General features: G+C 63.3%; 11 protein-coding genes. 2 read left to right on the top strand and 9 right to left on the bottom strand.

What is annotated here, in order from left to right; all coding sequences use genetic code 11:
- Positions 1-133: 133 nt before the first annotated feature.
- Entirely contained in the window at positions 134-2,086 is a 1,953-nt protein-coding gene (locus HW554_RS09285; RefSeq protein WP_176908303.1) for a MutS-related protein, read from the bottom strand.
- Between the two features lie 208 nt (positions 2,087-2,294).
- Between HW554_RS09285 and HW554_RS09280 the strand changes: the two genes are divergently transcribed.
- On the top strand, positions 2,295-3,086 hold the full coding sequence (locus HW554_RS09280; protein WP_176908302.1) for an energy transducer TonB: 792 nt from the start codon (positions 2,295-2,297) through the stop codon (positions 3,084-3,086).
- Positions 3,087-3,182: 96 nt separating this feature from the next.
- Positions 3,183-4,757, top strand: a complete 1,575-nt coding sequence (locus HW554_RS09275) for a DNA integrity scanning protein DisA nucleotide-binding domain protein (protein ID WP_176908301.1) — start codon at positions 3,183-3,185, stop codon at positions 4,755-4,757.
- A 153-nt stretch (positions 4,758-4,910) separates the two neighbouring features.
- Here the strand turns inward: HW554_RS09275 and HW554_RS09270 are convergent, their stop codons facing one another.
- From HW554_RS09270 to HW554_RS09235, 8 genes are all read right to left on the bottom strand, one after another.
- Positions 4,911-5,426 carry a PaaI family thioesterase gene (locus tag HW554_RS09270; RefSeq protein ID WP_176908300.1) on the bottom strand — a complete coding sequence of 172 codons (516 nt, stop codon included), beginning with the start codon at positions 5,424-5,426 and terminating at the stop codon, positions 4,911-4,913.
- 152 nt (positions 5,427-5,578) lie between these two features.
- On the bottom strand, positions 5,579-6,154 hold the full coding sequence (locus tag HW554_RS09265) for a PPC domain-containing DNA-binding protein (protein ID WP_246285167.1): 576 nt from the start codon (positions 6,152-6,154) through the stop codon (positions 5,579-5,581).
- 47 nt (positions 6,155-6,201) lie between these two features.
- Positions 6,202-8,181, bottom strand: a complete 1,980-nt coding sequence (locus HW554_RS09260; RefSeq protein WP_176908299.1) for a DUF3857 domain-containing protein — start codon at positions 8,179-8,181, stop codon at positions 6,202-6,204.
- Positions 8,182-8,327: 146 nt separating this feature from the next.
- Positions 8,328-10,295: a transglutaminase-like domain-containing protein gene (locus tag HW554_RS09255; protein WP_176908298.1), complete on the bottom strand. Its 1,968-nt coding sequence runs from the start codon at positions 10,293-10,295 to the stop codon at positions 8,328-8,330.
- Positions 10,282-13,611 (bottom strand): hypothetical protein, encoded by a 3,330-nt coding sequence (locus HW554_RS09250; RefSeq protein WP_176908297.1) that lies wholly within the window; start codon positions 13,609-13,611, stop codon positions 10,282-10,284. Before HW554_RS09250 ends, HW554_RS09255 begins: the two co-directional genes overlap by 14 nt.
- A 288-nt stretch (positions 13,612-13,899) precedes the next feature.
- The gene (locus tag HW554_RS09245; RefSeq protein WP_176908296.1) at positions 13,900-15,153 is read right to left on the bottom strand and encodes a hypothetical protein; all 1,254 of its coding nucleotides are present in this window, start codon (positions 15,151-15,153) and stop codon (positions 13,900-13,902) included.
- Between the two features lie 4 nt (positions 15,154-15,157).
- Positions 15,158-15,919 (bottom strand): hypothetical protein, encoded by a 762-nt coding sequence (locus tag HW554_RS09240; protein ID WP_176908295.1) that lies wholly within the window; start codon positions 15,917-15,919, stop codon positions 15,158-15,160.
- Positions 15,920-16,166: 247 nt separating this feature from the next.
- Positions 16,167-16,727 carry an RNA polymerase sigma factor gene (locus tag HW554_RS09235; protein ID WP_176908294.1) on the bottom strand — a complete coding sequence of 187 codons (561 nt, stop codon included), beginning with the start codon at positions 16,725-16,727 and terminating at the stop codon, positions 16,167-16,169.
- Positions 16,728-16,744 lie beyond the last annotated feature (17 nt).

Genomic DNA, 16,744 nt, shown 5'->3' with positions numbered 1-16,744 from the left:
GCTTGCCCCGGCCCGCCGTTGAACGATTACCCTTGATGCGGCGCGAAGGGGGGGCGGGGACAAGCCCCGCCCCTACATTGTGCTTCGCAACTTGGATTAGTTAGACTACCGTACTGTTTCGACTTCCATTCCGTCAGTCCTCCCCTACCTCAATACCCATCAGACGCATGAGCTGGCTGGCGTTGAAGGAGCGGCACATGCCGGGCGTGAGCTGGTAGTCGAAGCGCAGGGTGCCGTTGGGGTTGAGGTAGGAGTTGAAGCTGACGTTGCGCACGTGGGCGGGCAGGTCGGTTTCGAGGGCGGCCAGCTCCAGGTCGTGGGTGCTGATGAGGCCGCTGGCAGCCCGCTCGCGCAACTGGAACACCAGCGCCCGCGCCCCACGGTGCCGGTCGGCCGAGTTGGTTCCCTTCAGAATCTCATCGAGCAGGTAGAACACCGGAATGGAGCTTAGTGCTTCGTTTTTAGTGCTCAGGTCGTTGGTTGGAGACAAGGCGGCAGCAGTGGCATCAGCAACCAATGAAACTACTCCGTCGGCAACCTTCAATTTTTCACTTTTACTTTTCAGCTCCTCTCCTTCCGTCATGTCCAGCAGCAGGCGCAGGCGCTTGAGCTCGGCGTAGAACGAGGAGGTGCTTTCGGCCAGATTGTCGTGGCTGCGCATGGCGGTGAACACCTGCGCGGGACCGCAGCGGAACGAGCCGGCTGCTACCACCGCGCCGGCCTGGGCCAGCACCAGGTTCAGGCCCACGGTGCGCAGAAACGTGCTTTTGCCCGCCATGTTCGAGCCCGTTACAATCACCGTTTGCCCGGTACCGGTGGTACTGAAGTCGTTGCGTACGCCTTCGCCGCCGAACAGCAGCGGGTGGCCCAACGCCGTGGCCTCTACCGTCAGGGGCACCGCCGCGAGGTCGGGAGTAGCAAAAGTGGGGTTGGCGGCCCGGAAAGCGGCCAGGCTCACCAGTGCATCCAGCTCGGCGGCCGCTTCGAGCAGTGGCTCCAGGCCTCCGCTGATCCGTCGCTTCCAGCGCTCCAGCTGCCAGATCCCCCACAAATCCCAGAGCAGCAGCGTATTCAGGCCACCGGCCACGGCCGGGTTCTGGCGGGCAGAAAACCAGCCGGCAATGTTGCTCAGGCGTTTCAGCAGCCGGGCGGCGGCCGTGTTGCCGGTATCGTGCAGGGTGCGGTGCAGCCGCTGCAACGCCGGGCTCTGCCAGGTGCCGGCCTCGAAGTGCTCCAGCTGGTCGTGGGCAGCCCGCAGCGCGTCGCGCATGGTGGTGGCGTGCTTGTAGTAACGGGCCCGCACCTGCCCGAAAGCACCATTGAGCACCACGGCCGGCAACAACAGCAACAGCCACTGCATGCCGTAGCCACCGAGCATCAGCCCCACGCCCACCAGACTAAGCAGCGGCACCAGCCCCAGCAGTGGCAATATCCAGCCACGGCCCACAAAGAAATCGGGCTCGCGCAACCAGCCAGCAAACTGGCGCGGGTCGGTTTCCTGGCGTGGGTAGTGGCGGGCGCGGGCCTGCCACTCCTGCTGCCAGCCTACTTCGGGGGCCAGCTCGGCGGCGGCCAGTTGCCGCTCCCGCACGGTTTCGGGTAGGGCCGGAGTCAGCAGCCAGCCCGCCAGCCAGTCCTGACCCAGCCGAGAGGTGCTGCGGTTGAGCAGCTGAAACAGCGAGTGGTCGCCGAAAACGTCGAGGTCGGCGGCGTAAGGGTGCTGGGCGTCGAGGTAGCGGCGGCCGGGGTCGAAGCCGGCCAGCTCGCCGGCCAGCCGGGCCAGCTCGTCGCGGTTGAGTTGGGCCATCAGCCGGTGATGCTCGCGGCGGTAGCCCACGGCATCGTGCCAGCGCACCAGCCCGATAAACACCAGGTAAGCCGCCACGCCCAGCCCCAGCGCGGCAGCCGTTTGGCCCGCACTCAGCAACAGCCAGATACCCGCGCCGGCGGCCACAAACACGGCCAGCCGCACCAGCGCCACGGCCCGGTGCCGGGCAGCGAAATAGGATTCCCGCGCCGTGTGCTGGCTTAGGTTCTCCTGAAAAAGGGTGGTGGGGTTGCTGGGTAGCGGGCGGTAATCGGACACGTTGGCGTGGTGCTTGAAAGGTTGGGGGCTGCGGCAAAGATAGTCTCATCCCCAACGGTGCGAAGGCGGGCGTATTTCCCCACAGCTCCTCCCGCATTACCGCCTCGCTCCCTCACCCAAGGCTCCTTCTCATCTAAATTCCGAACTTGAAGGGCGGCAGGTACGGTTGTTGTGTCAGGCCGGCCGCATCTCGTCCTGCTTTATTTCTATGAAACAGCCTTTTCGTCAAGTTTTACTGAGCGCCCTGCTGAGCGCCGCCGCCCATTCCCCCGCTCTCGCCCAGCAAAAGCTTAAATACCCCAAAGCCCCGGCGGCCAATACCGTGTACGAGGCCGTGGAACAGCCCGCTCTGCCCGCCGGCGGCCTGGAAGCCTTTGCCCAATATCTGGCCGACAACCAGCAGTACCCTACTGCCGCGCTGCAGACCGGGGCCCAGGGCACGGTTACGGTTACGTTTGTGGTAGAAAAAACCGGCTCGCTTGGCGAGGTAGCTGTTGCCCAGCCCGGCAACGCCTTGCTCGATGCCGAGGCCGTGCGCCTCATTAAAGCCGCCCCGCGCTGGACGCCCGCCCGGCACCGCGGCGGCATTGTGCGCCAGCGCCAGGTGGTACCCGTCACGTTCCAGATTCCGGGCGAAACAGGCGCGGCGGCCACAACCCCGGCTCCGGCCGGTGCAGCCGACGGCGGCACCCAGGTGGTAACGGCTGACCGGCCGGCGCGGCCGGTGGGTGGCACCGAGGCTTTTTTCGAGTGGATTCAGGCCAACCAGAAATATCCTGCTCTGGCTCTGCAGCGCAAAATTAATGGTAAAGTGATGATGGAATTTATCATAGAAAAGGACGGCTCGCTCACCGACATCAAGCCGATAAAGCGCCTGGGTTCGGGGCTCGATGAGGAGGCCATCCGGCTGCTGAAGGCGGCCCCCAAGTGGGAGCCGGCCCTGTACAAAGGCCAGCCGATAAAGCAAAAGATGGTGCTGCCGGTTGTATTCTCTTTATAAGCCCGACCGTTATTGAGTTGTCGGTTGTCGGTTGCTAGGCTGTTCAACGACTAGCAACTGATTACTGACAACTGGCAACTAGTTATCCATCTCCCCATGCTTTCTCCGCTGCCGCTGCTTTCTGCCCCACCCGTTGCCTTCGGCACGCCCCTGCCCCTGCCCACCAGCCACCCCATCTGGCCCTATCAGGCGCGGTTCCGGCAGGCCGCCCAAACGGTAGCCAACGGCCTGTTCGATGCCCTCGACGAAGACCTCGACCCGTACGTGTATCTGTTGGCGCTGCCCCTGACGGCGGCCGGCCGAACCCATAACGACCTGTACGCGGCGGCCGAGTTCGAGCCCGCCGACTCGGCAGTGCCCGCCCACCATTTTGCGCGGGTGCTGGAGCGGGGCCAGGCCCTGCAGCTGGCGCACAACTGGCAGTTTACCACCGACCCCGATGTGGAGAGTGAGGATATGCAGCGCCGCAAGCAGTTTGGCCGGGGTGTGCGCCTGGCCGTGCAGGAGGTGCTCGACGAGCTCGACGCCGCCGACAAACGCCTGTCGTTTGCCGGTTGGCCGGCCCAGATTGGCCATTTCGCGGTGATGCCCGTGCTCCGGCTCAACCGCAAAGTGTACAACAGCTACCCTTCGCTGCAGCCCAACCGCTTCTATACCGACGGCCGCCAACTGCCCCACTCGCTTATTCAGGCGGCCATTCTGCGCTTCAACGAAGACTGCATCAAGTCGCTGACCGAGCCGGAGCCGGGGTCGGGCCTGCTCATCCGCCCCCGCGACGCCGACGAGATTATCCGCTCGGCGGGCAAGCTGTTTATGGACACGCCGGCCCAGGATATGGGCATGAACCCCGCGGCTACCAAGCTGTTCGCCACCTGCAACACCATCTCGTCGTTGCGCTACGAGGGGGCCGAAGGGGTGGGCAAGCTGCTGCTGGCCCGCCGCGGCCACCCCAACCTCTCGGAGGTATTCGCCCTCACCTGCCCTACCCCGCTCACCGATTACCGGGCCGTGCGCAAGCTGCTCGAAATGACAACCTCCGATGTAAGCCTGCTGGCCGACGGTGAGAACGTGTATGCGCTGGGCCGGCAAGTCGGCCAGTATGATGCCGCCCGGGAGGATTTATTCGTCATCAGCTTTATCACCCACTACGCCTGGGAGTTTCAGCATGGCGGCCAAGTGCTCATGCGCGCCCACTACGGCCACCCCAGCCTGCCCCGCGCCCGCCTCAACCGCACCAAGTTCCGCCGCGACCTGCGCCGCACGTTTGAGCTCACCGATTCGGCCAAAGTAGAAAAGCTCTGGGATGTGGTGCTCGAAGCCAGCCGCCAGAAGCACGGCACGCTGCTCGTCATCACCACCGAGGCCCTGGCCGAAGCCGACCGCCTCAAGCTGCAATGTACCCTCATCGAACCCGTACCGCTCACCCCGCTCATCACCCGCTTGGTCACGGCCATCGATGGCGCCGTGTTGCTCGACCCGGATGCTTTCTGCTACTCCATCGGCGTCATTCTGGACGGTAAGGCTACCGGCCGCGGCACCAGCACCCGCGGAGCCCGCTACAATTCGGCCATCCGCTACGTCGAAAGCAGCCCCTACCCCTGCATTGCCATTGTAGTGAGCGAAGACGGCCTGATGGACGTAATTACCAAGGACAGTGCGCTGGATGAATAGGGCTTAGGGGCGAACAAAACCGCCTGTCATCCTGAGCGCAGCGAAGGATCTTGTTCTGCCAGAAAGAGTCGTTGTTACGGCCGTTCTTCTCAACAAGGTCCTTCGCTGCGCTCAGGATGACAGGCGGTTTTGTTCGCCCCTAAGCCCTGAAAATCACCGTTTCGCCCGGAACGACCACGTAACCCGAAAGACGGCCACCGTATCGCCGGCTTCGTCGGTGCCGGTGCTCGTGGCCACCACGGTGCGGCCTTCGCCGGTGGCGCGGCTCTCGGCAATGGCCTGGCCGATGGCGGCCCCGTCGGGGCAGGTAAAACGGATGAGGCCCACGGCTTTCTTGGTGAAATCGGCTTCCAGACTCACTACGAGCATGGAGACTGGCCCGCCGCTCTGCACGTGCATCATGGCCAGCAGGCCGCTGGCCATTTCGGCTGCCATGCTTAGGCAAGCGAAGTAGATGCTCCGGAACGGATTCTGGGTAAGGTATTTATAGGGCACCGTAACGACGCAACGTTCCGCCTGCACCTCGGCCAGGCGCAGGCCGGCCAGGTAGGCCATGGGCAGCTTGCGCAGCATAAACAGCTTCAGCTTGAGCGGGTTGCTGATATCGCGGCAGAACTTCTCCAGGCGGGCGGTATCGGGTGCGGCAACAGAAGCGGGTTGGTTGGACATGGCGGGCGGGTTTTCCACAAGAAACGGAATTTGCTCGTCATGCCGACTAAATAAGCCAAGACCACCCGTTTGCAACTACGCTTGCGGTGGGTCGTCGTCACCCACATGTCGCGCTGCTGGGGTTATTGCCTATAGTCAGGGATTATACTTCCTCAATTCCGGTCGCGGGGCGGCAGGTTTTTTTTCCTGACCGGAACGGTAGCTGGCTTGGAAGTCGTGGCCGCAGCTGCCGTGGCGGGCCGCACCACCAACTCCTGGTAGCCAAAAGTGGGGTCAGTTTCGCGCCGGAAATCCAGGGCCGGCAGCTCGCCGATAACCAGCTCGGCGGTGGTATAAATGATGTTACCACCGAGCAGGTGGCCGCCCAGCGTGCGGCCCGTCGAGTCGGCCACCGAGAGGTGCAGGTGGCTGCCATTGACCGACAACGTGCCGACCAGCGACACGATTTCGAAATGGCCCTGGTACACCGTGGGGCCCTCCTGATTGGCCAGCCGGAGCGTGGCCGTAGTCAGGCTGCCCACGCCGGTGAGGATGCAGGCCGCCCGCAGACTATGGGCTTGCGCAAAGGCCAGCAGCTCGCGCCGCAAGTCCTGCCCCGGCTTCAGCCGCAGGGCATACGTGCGCAAAGGCGAGGCAACGGCGGCATCGGTAGCGGGCATAGCAGGGACAGTTTGGGCAGCGGCCGGAGCAGTTATCAGCAGCAGCGCCGCAAGCAACAGTCGGGGCATGGGCAATTGAGGTATGGGGGCAGGGGATGTCCTTTTGAGAAGAAACGCTACTTCTTCTCCAGCACCAACACCACTTTGTTGAAGTTGGCGGCCGCATTCACCACGCTGCGGAAGGCCTGAAAATCGGCTTTGGGCCAGCGTATCTGGCGGTAGTACTCGCGGATGGTGACCGTGACCTGCTGGCCCTGCTGCTCGTAGCCGGATTTGAACAGAAACTCGGGGCCGGCGGCGGTGGGGCCAGCCTGCACGTCCATGTTTAAATCGTTCAGGTTACGCACCTGGTAGCCGGGCGGCAGCGTGAACGTGATGGTGCGGTTGTAGCGGCGGTTGAATTCGTTTTCCACGTCAAATTGCCGCTCTTCGCTCTGGTACAGCTCCGACTGCGGGCCGAGCAGCGTCCCGACTTTGAACAGGTACTTCGGGCCGGCCCGGTCGAGCAGCGCCACCGACTCCAGCGTCGCATCCACGATGAACGGCTTTTCCAGCGGATTCAGGCCACTTTCCCCGTTCGTTACGGTTACCTTCTGGAAAACGGCATCGGGCACGTTGGGTTTAATGATGCTTTCCAGCACTTCCTGGCGCTTATCGTCGGGCACAAAGGCCAAAAACGGCTGGATGGGCTGGGCTGAGTAGCCGCCCAGCGTCTGTTTGATGGTAACCGTGCTTTTGTCGAGGTTGGGAGCAAACTGCACCTGAATGGCGAGGTCGTTCGGGCTCTGGTCGGCGGTGGTAGTAGGAATGTCGCCGAGGGTACCCACGGCTGTTTCGGTGCTGCCCAACTGCACGCGGCGCACAAACAGGCCCTTGTTGGCTGTCCACTCAGCCGGAATCAGGGGCAGGCGGTAATCGGCGCGGCCGGGGGCCAGCCACTGCTTGGTGGCGGGCAGGTAGAACGCCGGATTGTCCAGGTAGTTCCAGGTATCGAAGGCGTCGTCGAAGGCCGTTTCGGTGCGGTCGGTAGTCATCACCAGCTCGTTGGCAATGTTCAGGCGGCTGAACAGCGCGGCAAACAGCCGGGCGGCGCCCATATCGGAGGCAGCGCGGGCGGCCAGCACGTCGGTCAGCTTTTCGGGGCCGCCGGCCGTGCCCAGCTGGAAGTTGGTTTTGAGGTAGTTCTCCAGAGCCGGCAGGGGCTGGTCGGCGGGCAGTTTGAGCTGCTTGATCAGCTTGTCGACGGCCTTCAGCTCGTCTTTGTTCCACTGGTACATCCGCTCGTGGAGGTAGCTGGCGGCATCGGCCCAGGTGTAAGCCCGGCGGCGGTCCTGGTTGGCGTTGTAGGCCAGCTTGTATTCGAGGCGCTGACGCTGGGCAGCGGCATGGGCAAAGCCCTCCTCGCGCAGGGCCGGCACATCGCGCAGCGAAAGGCCGATGATGCGCTTGCCCGCCCGCACGGAATCGGGCAGCAGACCGCCGGGGTAGCGGTACATCTCAAACGTCAGGTTTTCGGGCGTGATAAGCTCCACCCGCAGGTTGCGCACGGGTACCTCACTCTGCAGGTATACCCGGCCAAACGACTGCACGGGCCGCTCGCGGGTGAACAGGTACTCGATTTCGCTGCCTTTCTCCACGCCTTCCACGGCAAACACCTTGAAGCCGCGGCCGCCATCCTCGTCCTTGAGCTCCTTCATGTTGCTCTCGGCCACGTCTACAATCACGCCCCTGGGGCTGATGGTGCGGGCCTTGAGCTGCACAATGCGCCCGCCCTCCTGCACCGGCAGGTAAATTTTATTGAACCGCTCGATGCCGTCGGAAGAATTCACGCGCACAATGCGGTGGTCGACCGAGTACAGGCGCATCTCCTGCCGGGCGTCGGGGGCCAGCTCTTCGGCCCGGAAGTCGCGCAGCACCACGGCGGGCTGCTGGGCCTCGGCAGCCGTAAGGGTGGCGGGTTTGCGCTTGGCTTCCCAATCGTAGCGGGCGTGGGTGAGGTTGGCGGGCAGGGCCTGGGCGTGCAGCAGCGCGGGCAATAGGAGCAGCGCCAGTGCCAGCAAGCGGCTTGCGGAAAGGGAGGTTGGGTAATTAATCACGAAGAGAAAATTCGGAGGGGGAGATAAAGGCGTATACTACCTGATGTAGGGGCGGGGCTTGTCCCCGCCCGCCGTTGAACGAGTACTGCTGAAGCGACACGAATGGCGGGCGGGGACAAGCCCCGCCCCTATGCCGCGACTCAACTTCAGGCCTTTTTGCGCTTGAGGATGATGGCGTCGCGGTAGGCGGCGTTGAGCTGGTCGACGACGGTGTTCCACTGGCCGAACCGGGCGGGCTCCAGCAGCAGGTAATCCACGTAGATTTCCTTTTGCTGAATGATTTTGTTGCCCTGCCGCGAGTAGCGGATGGAGAAGCCCAGCATGTCGGCGCGGCCCTCGGTGTTGGGCGGCAGGTAGGTTACCTCGTAGCCGGCGGGCACCTCAAACTCGGTGCGGAACAGGTTGGTCTGGTGGTAGTCGTTGACGCGGGCCAGGGTGCGCTTGGCGGGGTCGAGGCGGTCGGCACTGTAGCGCTGGTCGAGGTTGAGGTTGACGTACACTTCATCGTCGAGCCGCTGCACGTAATCCTGCAGGCGGTAGTCGTAGTCCACGGTCAGAGCCTGGTCGCGGGCATCGAGGTGCTGCACGGCGTACTGATCGACGAAGAACTTGTTGTTGCCACGCTCCAGCAGGCTCTTCACGGCTTTGGCTTCTTCGGTCGGGTTCAGGCCATCGAGGGCATAGCTCTGGTTTACTTTGGCGTAGCCGCTGAGGGCCAGCTGGCCCCGGCCGCGCAGACCGGCCGCGCCATCGAGCACCACCACCGAGCTATCGACGGTGCGGCTGCGCTGCCGCGCCATCACGGGCACTGGTACCACCCGGCTGTTCTGCCCATCGAGGGCCAGCAGCGCATCCTTGCCCTGAATCATGGACGAGGGCATGCCGTAGGGCGTGTACTTGCTGGTGGCATCGAGGAACACGTACTGGCCCGGGCGGGGCTCGTAGGTGGTTATCATGTGGTTATCGACGCCGGGCGTGGCCAGCTCGGCGTAGCGGTAAGGCAGGTCGCGGGTGCCAATCCAAGTGCGGTACGATTTCACACCGGCCAGCCGCAGCATCTCGTGTAGCAGGTTGGCCATGTCCTTGCAGTCGCCGTAGCGGTTGGCGTACACCCGGCCGGCATCGTTCGGCACGAAGCCGCGCAGGCCGTTTTCGAAGGCAATATAGCGCACGTGGTCCTGCACCCAGTAGTAGATGCGGGCCACCTTTTCGGGCTCGGTGCGCACGCCGGCCGTGAGCGAATCCACAACCTGGCGCAGGGCCGGGCTCTCCTGCTTGTCGAGGTTTTTCACGAAGCCCGCGTACAGGCTGTACAGCTCGGGCACGCCGCCCAGCAACCGGCGCGGCTGCCCGTTCACCTGCGCTTCCTCCACGAAATACACCAGGTGGGGCAGGTAATAAAGCAGCTCCGGCCCATCGGTTTCGTTGGGCATGGCCGGTAGGTTGTCGGCTGCCCAGCGGTGAATTACGTTGGCCCCCTTCTCCTGGCGGGTATAGGTGACTTTACCGGCCGGGATGTTGAACTGCTTGGTGTTGAGGCGCACCGTGCGCGGAGCCGTTATTACCAGCTCGGCGTGCAGCATGGGCACGTGGCTGGCAAACTGGAAGGGCAGCAGAAACCGGGCGTCGGAGTGGCGCACGGTGTAGTCGGACACGGTGCGCACGCCGGGCACCACCGCCGGGTAGCCGAACTTCACCACCCGCACATCGTCAAAGAAAATGCCCGGCCGGATGTCGAACTTGTCCTTGAACTCGGTGACCTTGATGGCTTTGTAGCCGTTGCCGGCGGGCACAAGCGTGCGGGCCTCGATGCTTTGGAGGCGGTTGAAGTGGGAGCTGTACACCTGATCGGGCGCGTACATGGCCGACTGCGGCCCCAGGTGCAGCATGTCGTAGTGGTGGCGGGTCAGCACCTGCACCGAGTCGCCCTTCACCTCCACCGTCAGCTCCTGGCGGTAGTCGAGAAACACGGCTTTTTCGGTGGGGTACTGTAGCCGGAGCTGGGCCAGCTGCGCCCCCGGGTTCTGGGCCCGCACCGGCCGGCTCAATACCAGTCCCAGCGCCAGCAGCAGCCAGAAGGCCGGAATGCGGCGGCTCGTTTTAGCGGCTTCCATAGAGGTAGGTGTTCCAGTAGTGGTCGGTGCGCAGGGGCTTTTTGCCCTGGGCATCGTAATACACGGTGGGGCCGGCCTTCTCGCCGCAGCGGTAGGTTTCTTCGCGCTCCAGGGTGCCATCGGGCCGGAAGTAGCGGGCGCGGCCGTGCAGCTCATCGAAACGGTAGGGCTCTTCCTCCTGCACCTTGCCGTTGGGGTAGTAAGTGAACGTGGTGCCGTGCAGCTGGCCGTCGGCGTTGTTTTCGAGACGGCGGTACACCTGGCCCGAGCTGTAATAGTAAGTACGTGGCCCAGTCAGCTGCCCTTTCTGGTAGGTTTCGGTGGCGGCGGGCTTACTGTTGGCGAAACTGGTACTGATGGCAGCCGCGGGCTGGAGCACGCCGTCGGCCGTAGCGCCGGGGCCACGGTACCCGACCAGTTCGCCATTCTCGTACATTTTCTCCAGCACCAATTCGCCGGACATGTTATACACGCGCAGCGCACCGTCAAGCTCGTTGTTGGCGTACTGAGCCACGCGTTCGGGCTGGCCGTTTTCAAAGAAAACCTGCAAATCCCCCTCACGCTGGCCGGCGCGGTAAGTAGCCTTGATGTTCACTTTGCCCGAAGGAAAGTAAGTAATCCATTCGCCCTCGGGCTGGCCATTGCGGTACTGGCCCTGGTCAATCAGCTGGCCCGTGAAGGGGTGATAGCGCCGGTAAGGCCCCTCCCGTTTCCCCTGGTACAAGGCCGTGCTGATTCCGGTTTTGCCGTTGGGCAGCAGCCACTTTTCGTCGCCCTGATACTCGTAGCATAGCCAGCCGCTGGCAATGCGGGGCTGGCCGCCGGGGTAGCGCAGCGTCAGTGCCTTGGTGTCGGGCTCGATGCTGAGGCGGTCGATTACCTGGCCCGTCGAGTCGAAGGACACGATGCTCCGGGTCCGGTCGTACTGCAGCCACCGTTCCTGGGTAAGCTTGCCGCCGGGGGTATAGTCGCGGGTGTAGCCGTGCTGATTTTCACCATCCAGGTTATATTCCTGGCTGAGCTGGCCCGTAGGGTAGTAATCCTGCCAGGTACCGCGCTGCTCACCGCCCTGGTAAAAGCCGGTGCGCTTGAGTTGGCCGTGGTCAAAAAACTGCTCGTACAACCCCTCAAGCGCCCCCGCCTGGTAGGCAGAGCGCTGTTGCAGGCGGCCGGTACTGGTGTACAGCTCCTCGGCCCCTTCGCGCTGGCCCTGCCGGTAATTGCGCACCACGCGCAGGCTGCCGTCGCGCCGGAACAGACGCCACTCCCCGTGCATTTTGCCGTCGAGGTAAGCGCCCGTTACCGACACCTTGCCATCGGGGTACTGGCCCTTGAAGCTCGTGGAGCCCTTGGCAGCCACCTTGGTCTGGCTCAGCGGCTTGCCGGCCGCATCGAAGTACGCCACCCGAACCACCCGGCCCTGTACATAATCGAGCTCCGCGCTGAGGCGGCCCTGGGCATCGTAGTCTTTGTAGGTGCCCTGTAGCTCGCCGGTAGCGGGGTCGAAGTTTTGTTCTTCGCTGGGTTTGCCGGAGACGTAAAAGGCCTGCCAACGGCCCACCTGCCGGCCTTTGTCGTAGCGGCCCACGTTGGCGGGCTTGCCGTTGGGGTGGAAATCCTGGTAGTCGCCGTGCAGCTCGCCCTGCTCGTAGCTGCCCTTGCGCTCCAGCTGGCCGGTGGCCGAAAACACCTCGAACGGCCCCTGGCGCTGGTCGGCCGCGTAGCCAAACTTGGTTTCTACCGTGCCATCAGGATAATAGAATATCGAGGGGCCTTCCAGCTTATCGGAGCGGTATATGGCCCGGCGCTGCAGCTTGCCATCGGGGTAGTAGTACAGCGCCTCGCCGTTGATGTCGCCATTTTCGTAGGGCTCCACGCCGCTCAGCGCGCCGCAGTAGTGGTACTTGTTCACCTTACCCACAATGGTGCCGGCCTGGTAAGTGCCTTCCACTGTGCGCGCGCCGTTGTTGAAATACTCCACGTAACGGCCGTCGAACTTCCCCTCGGCGTTGTAGTTCACCTCTTTCTGCAGGCGGCTGTTGGCGTGGTACTCGCGCCAGGGGCCCACCGGCTTATTGGCCGCGTAGGCGCCTTCTTCCGTTACGCAGCCCGCTCTGTCAATCGTCAGCCAGGGGCCGCGGCGGTTGGCCAGCGTGCCGCTTTGGTTGTCGGCCTCACCGATGGCCACCAGATGGCCATCGGAAAACCAGCCTGGGCGGTAGGTGCCGGCAGGCTGCCCGGCCACCTGCTGCCGGGTGCGCAGGCTCAGCAGCGCACTACCGACGGCTTCGCTCATTTGCGTCACCTTTTTCTTGTTGGCATCCACCCACTTGGCCGCCCGCTTGTCATCGGCCGAATACAGGATCAGGTAGGTGAAGGCCGTCAGGTTATCGTCGCGACGCAGGGCCTCCACAATGGGACCATAGGTGCGCAGCCAGAGGTCGGTCTCGTTGGGGCCGGCCGCCGGAAACTTCTCCACCAACAGCTGCGTCTGCTTCACGATGCTGGCATCGAATTTCACCTTGGAGGTGTATTCCTTGCGCAGGGCTACACGGGAAGTCAGCAACAGATCGAGCTCCTGGAACGCCTGGTTCGGTACGAAGGGCTTTTCGCGGTCCTTCTCCTCGACTTCCATCACGCCAGCGGCAATTTCTTCGGCCAGCGACAGCACCTGCAGACTGCTTTCGGCACCGGGCTCCAGCGCCAGGTAGGTCAACAGGCTGATGAGGGCGCGGGCCGTCTGGCCCTGCTCCAGGGCCAGCCAGGCCAACTGGTAGTGCGTGGCTTCGTGCAGCGGGTTTAGCTCCAGGCTACGCTGCCAGTTTAGCAATGCCTCGGGCCGGCGCTTAAGCAGATCCAGGCTCACGCCCCGGTCGAAGTACAGCAGCTGGTTGTAGGGGAAACGCTGGAGGCCATCGGCGTAGGCCTGCAGCGTGGCGGCCTCGTTCTTCAGGCTTTCCTCGGCATCGGCCAGCACCAGATAGGGCTGGGCACTGTGCTGGCGCAGCTCAATGGCGCGCCGGCTGGTGGCGGCGGCCTCCGCAAACTGCTTGTTGCGCAAATACGCCACCGACAGGTCGCCCAGCGTGCTCACGTAGGCCGAATCGGAGGACGGCACCCGCAGAAACTCACGGATAGCGCCGGCATAGTCGCCCTTCTCAAGCAATGGACCAGCCAGCTCGGTGGCGCGGGCAGCAGTGGGCAGGGTGGTGGCGGGCCGGTTAGCGGTGGTAGAGGTGGCCGGCTTTTGGGCCAGGGCCATACCGGCGCTGCCGGTCCAGAGGCCCAGACACAGGCCGTACGTAGAAATGCGCATCAGTTATACTTGATAGAATACCTCACTGGCCCAGCCGCTCCTGCGGTGTGCCCCTGATAGTTCTACAAGTATACCGGATTTGGCTGGTTTGAAAAAGCAAACTGCCTGCTGGTAATCCTATTTATTTCGCCCCCCGGCCCGTCTCCACCCATCTGTCGCCAAACCTGCCCGATGCGGGCCAGGCGGGCATCGGACACGCATTTGAGGCAATCGAAGCAGCAGCAGCCCCTTTCAGACGGTGGCAGCTTCGCGGGATGCATGCGGCCAGACTGCAATTCTGGTGCTGGCTTATCGGTTGAAGCTGACGTTGCCGTAGCGGACCTTGATATTGACGTTGCCAGCCTTACGGGCCGAAGCGACACCGAACGTACCCTGCGTGTCGCTGGAAGTAGGGCTGAATTCTTCCGACGCTACTTTTACCAGGCGCTTATCGACCAGCAACTGGCCGTGCTCGGTGTTTACCTCAAACCCGAAGGCAGCGCCGTCGGGGAAGTTGAGCAGAATGGTACTGTAGCCGCCGTCGAGGGTAATCTGGCGGAAATTGGGACCGGTATTGCGCACCTCGAAGCTGGGGCTGTACTGCACCTTCATATCAAGCGCGCTGTTGAGCTTATCGACGCTGAAGCGCGAGTAGCCCGAAGTACCACGCAGGTTCTGAACGGTGCCCAGGGCTATGTCGCCGTACTTGCTGTGCATGGTCAGGTCGCTTACCAGCCCAACATCAATATCGGAGTAGTTACTGTTCAGCTCCACGCTGCCGCCTTCGGTGAGGCGTAGCTTGGCATACGAGGCGTCGATGACAGCCCGCCGAACGAAGGGCACGGAAGCGCGGGCATTTGTCAGTTTCAAGCTGTTGCGCGGCCCTTCCAGCCGCGCCGTACGCAGGCGGCCGTACTCCACAGCCAACTCGGTGGCCCCGGTCAGGTCGCCAGTCACGCTGATTTGGCCGAAGGCATTGTGCAGGGCCAGCGGGTTGTTAGCAGGCACCCATACGGTGTAGTTCACCTCGTAGAGCTTCACTTGGCTGCGGCACTCGCGGGGCAGCTCACCGAAGCGGGAGCGGGCCGAAATGCCGCCCGTTTTGGGGTCGCGGGCCAGCAGCTCCACCTCAATCATAGCCTGTAGCTCCTGCGCCTTGGCATCGGTTTCGGCCCGGGTGATGATGGTGACATCGGTGCGGATTTCGGGACGGTTCCACACATTAATCTCCACCCGGCCGTAGCGGGTGTCGAGGGTGTAGAGCTTGGTGGGGCTGGTAGGAAACGTACGGCTCAGGGTGCGGACTTTCTCAACGGCCGGCACGGCAACACCATCGTTTTGCGAGGGCCCCTGATCGGGGCCCTGGGCGGTACTCGCACGAGGCACCAACGGGCCCGACTGGCCAGCCAGCGCCGCGGGGGCCGGCTCGCAGAAGTGAGCATCGGCGGGACCGGACGGAGCCACCACCTGCGCCTGAGCAGTGCTCAGGTTAAGGCTCAGCAACGCCGTCAACGCCAGTCCGAACTGGCTGGCCCTGTCGTTCATCATCCGGAACCAATGCATCTAGTTAAGGCAAACGGCGGCTGTCGGCCACCATATAGGGTTGGGAGTGGTACTCGCGAATCTGCTCGCGGGTACGCAACTGCTGGCCCAGCAAATCGAGCCGAATCTGCATGTTGCTGTTCATGGCCTCCAGCACCATCTCAGGTTCGGGGTTCTGGTAGAGCTCCGTTTTAAGCTGTTGGTAGGCCACGTCGAGGGCGTCCAGCTCCTGCTGCCAGTCGGCCTGCGGAGCTTCCGCGCCAAACTCCTCATCGGTCAGGCGCAACTCCTGCTGACGCTCGGTCAGCTGGGTGGCATAATACGTTTCCATACGCTGCACGGCACTGGCCAGGCGCTGCTCGGGGCCCGCCGAAGCCGGAGAGGCCAGCCCGGGCACCGTGTAGGGCTGCAGCTCGGCCGCTGGCCCGGCGGGCAGCACAGCCGTAGCTGGCGTGCTGGTCCAGCGGCTGGCCTGGGGCTGCTGCCAGGCCCAGGTACCCAATAGTAGCAGAGTGGCTACAGCGGCGGCAATACCGTAAGGCCGGGCCGAGCGCACGGCAGCAGAAGTAGCAGTAGCGGCAGGTATTGCTGCAGTCGGGGCAGCCTGTTGCGGGAACAGGGCCAGCACCCGGGCAGGTACCAGTTCAGGCTGCGGCTCGGGGGCGGAGGGAGCCGCGTCCAGGTCCTGGGCAATGGATTCCCATAGGTCCGGGCGCGGCTCAAACGCGTCGAAATCGGCGCGATTATGGTCCACGAAGGTTTCCAGTCCGGGGTTATTGATATGCATGGCAAAGTAAGTGGCGGAATCGAGCGGCTGGTCGGGCGAGGGGTGGGCCAGCGCCGCACGATGCTGTATGTGCTGGGTAGTGGGAGTGCGGGAGATGAACAGACTAGTGAAATGGCGAACAACATGCGGCAGAAGCGCCGCGTGGCTACTTAGCCACCAGTAAACCGGAAAAAGCTACCAGGCTTCAGGGCGGGTGGCGCACCAGCCGGTTTGCATATTTCCAGGAGGCTACTCCATTCTCCGCATATCAAAGTCCGTGTTGCCGGGCTAGTTCGAGGAGCTTCTTACGGGCCCGGCTGTATTGTGATTTAGAAGTGGATTCGCTGATGTTGAGAATGCCGGCAATTTCGGCGTGGTCGTACCCTTCGAGCAGGTACAGCGTGAGCACCACGCGGTAACCGTCGGGCAGGTCCTGTACGCAGCGGCGCACCACATCGGCCCGCCAGCTGGTAATTTCCGGATCGGGGCCGTAGTCGGTAGCTTCGGCGGCGGCATCGTGCTGCTCGCCCAGCGGCACCAGGCTCAGGCGCCGGTTGCGCAGGCAGTTGATGCTTTTGTTGATGACGATGCGCTTAAGCCACGAGCCGAACGACGAGTCGCCCTTGTAGCTGTGCAGCTCCCTAAACGCACTCAGAAACGCTTCCTGCAGCACGTCCTCGGCCTCGGCATAGTCGCCGGTGATGCGCAACGAGGCGTTAAACATGGCCTTAGCGTAGCGCTTGTAGATTTCGGCCTGGGCGCGCCGGTCGCCTAAGCGGCACCGCTCGACCAGCGGCGCATTGATGTCGGTGTAAGCAAAGGCTTCCATAGGGTGTGGTAGCAGTA

The organism is Hymenobacter lapidiphilus (genome assembly GCF_013377885.1).
GTDB lineage: Bacteria > Bacteroidota > Bacteroidia > Cytophagales > Hymenobacteraceae > Hymenobacter > Hymenobacter lapidiphilus.
The sequence above is the reverse complement of the archived record's forward strand: the minus strand, read 5'-3'. Positions and strand labels throughout refer to the sequence as shown.

What these genes read in the sequence shown, in the direction of transcription:
- HW554_RS09265 (WP_246285167.1), bottom strand. Translation starts at nt 6,154, where the DNA reads ATGCCCCGACTGTTGCTTGCGGCGCTGCTGCTGATAACTGCTCCGGCC.
- HW554_RS09245 (WP_176908296.1), bottom strand. Translation starts at nt 15,153, where the DNA reads ATGCATTGGTTCCGGATGATGAACGACAGGGCCAGCCAGTTCGGACTG.
- HW554_RS09255 (WP_176908298.1), bottom strand. Translation starts at nt 10,295, where the DNA reads ATGGAAGCCGCTAAAACGAGCCGCCGCATTCCGGCCTTCTGGCTGCTG.
- HW554_RS09275 (WP_176908301.1), top strand. Translation starts at nt 3,183, where the DNA reads ATGCTTTCTCCGCTGCCGCTGCTTTCTGCCCCACCCGTTGCCTTCGGC.
- HW554_RS09250 (WP_176908297.1), bottom strand. Translation starts at nt 13,611, where the DNA reads ATGCGCATTTCTACGTACGGCCTGTGTCTGGGCCTCTGGACCGGCAGC.
- HW554_RS09280 (WP_176908302.1), top strand. Translation starts at nt 2,295, where the DNA reads ATGAAACAGCCTTTTCGTCAAGTTTTACTGAGCGCCCTGCTGAGCGCC.
- HW554_RS09240 (WP_176908295.1), bottom strand. Translation starts at nt 15,919, where the DNA reads ATGCATATCAATAACCCCGGACTGGAAACCTTCGTGGACCATAATCGC.
- HW554_RS09235 (WP_176908294.1), bottom strand. Translation starts at nt 16,727, where the DNA reads ATGGAAGCCTTTGCTTACACCGACATCAATGCGCCGCTGGTCGAGCGG.
- HW554_RS09270 (WP_176908300.1), bottom strand. Translation starts at nt 5,426, where the DNA reads ATGTCCAACCAACCCGCTTCTGTTGCCGCACCCGATACCGCCCGCCTG.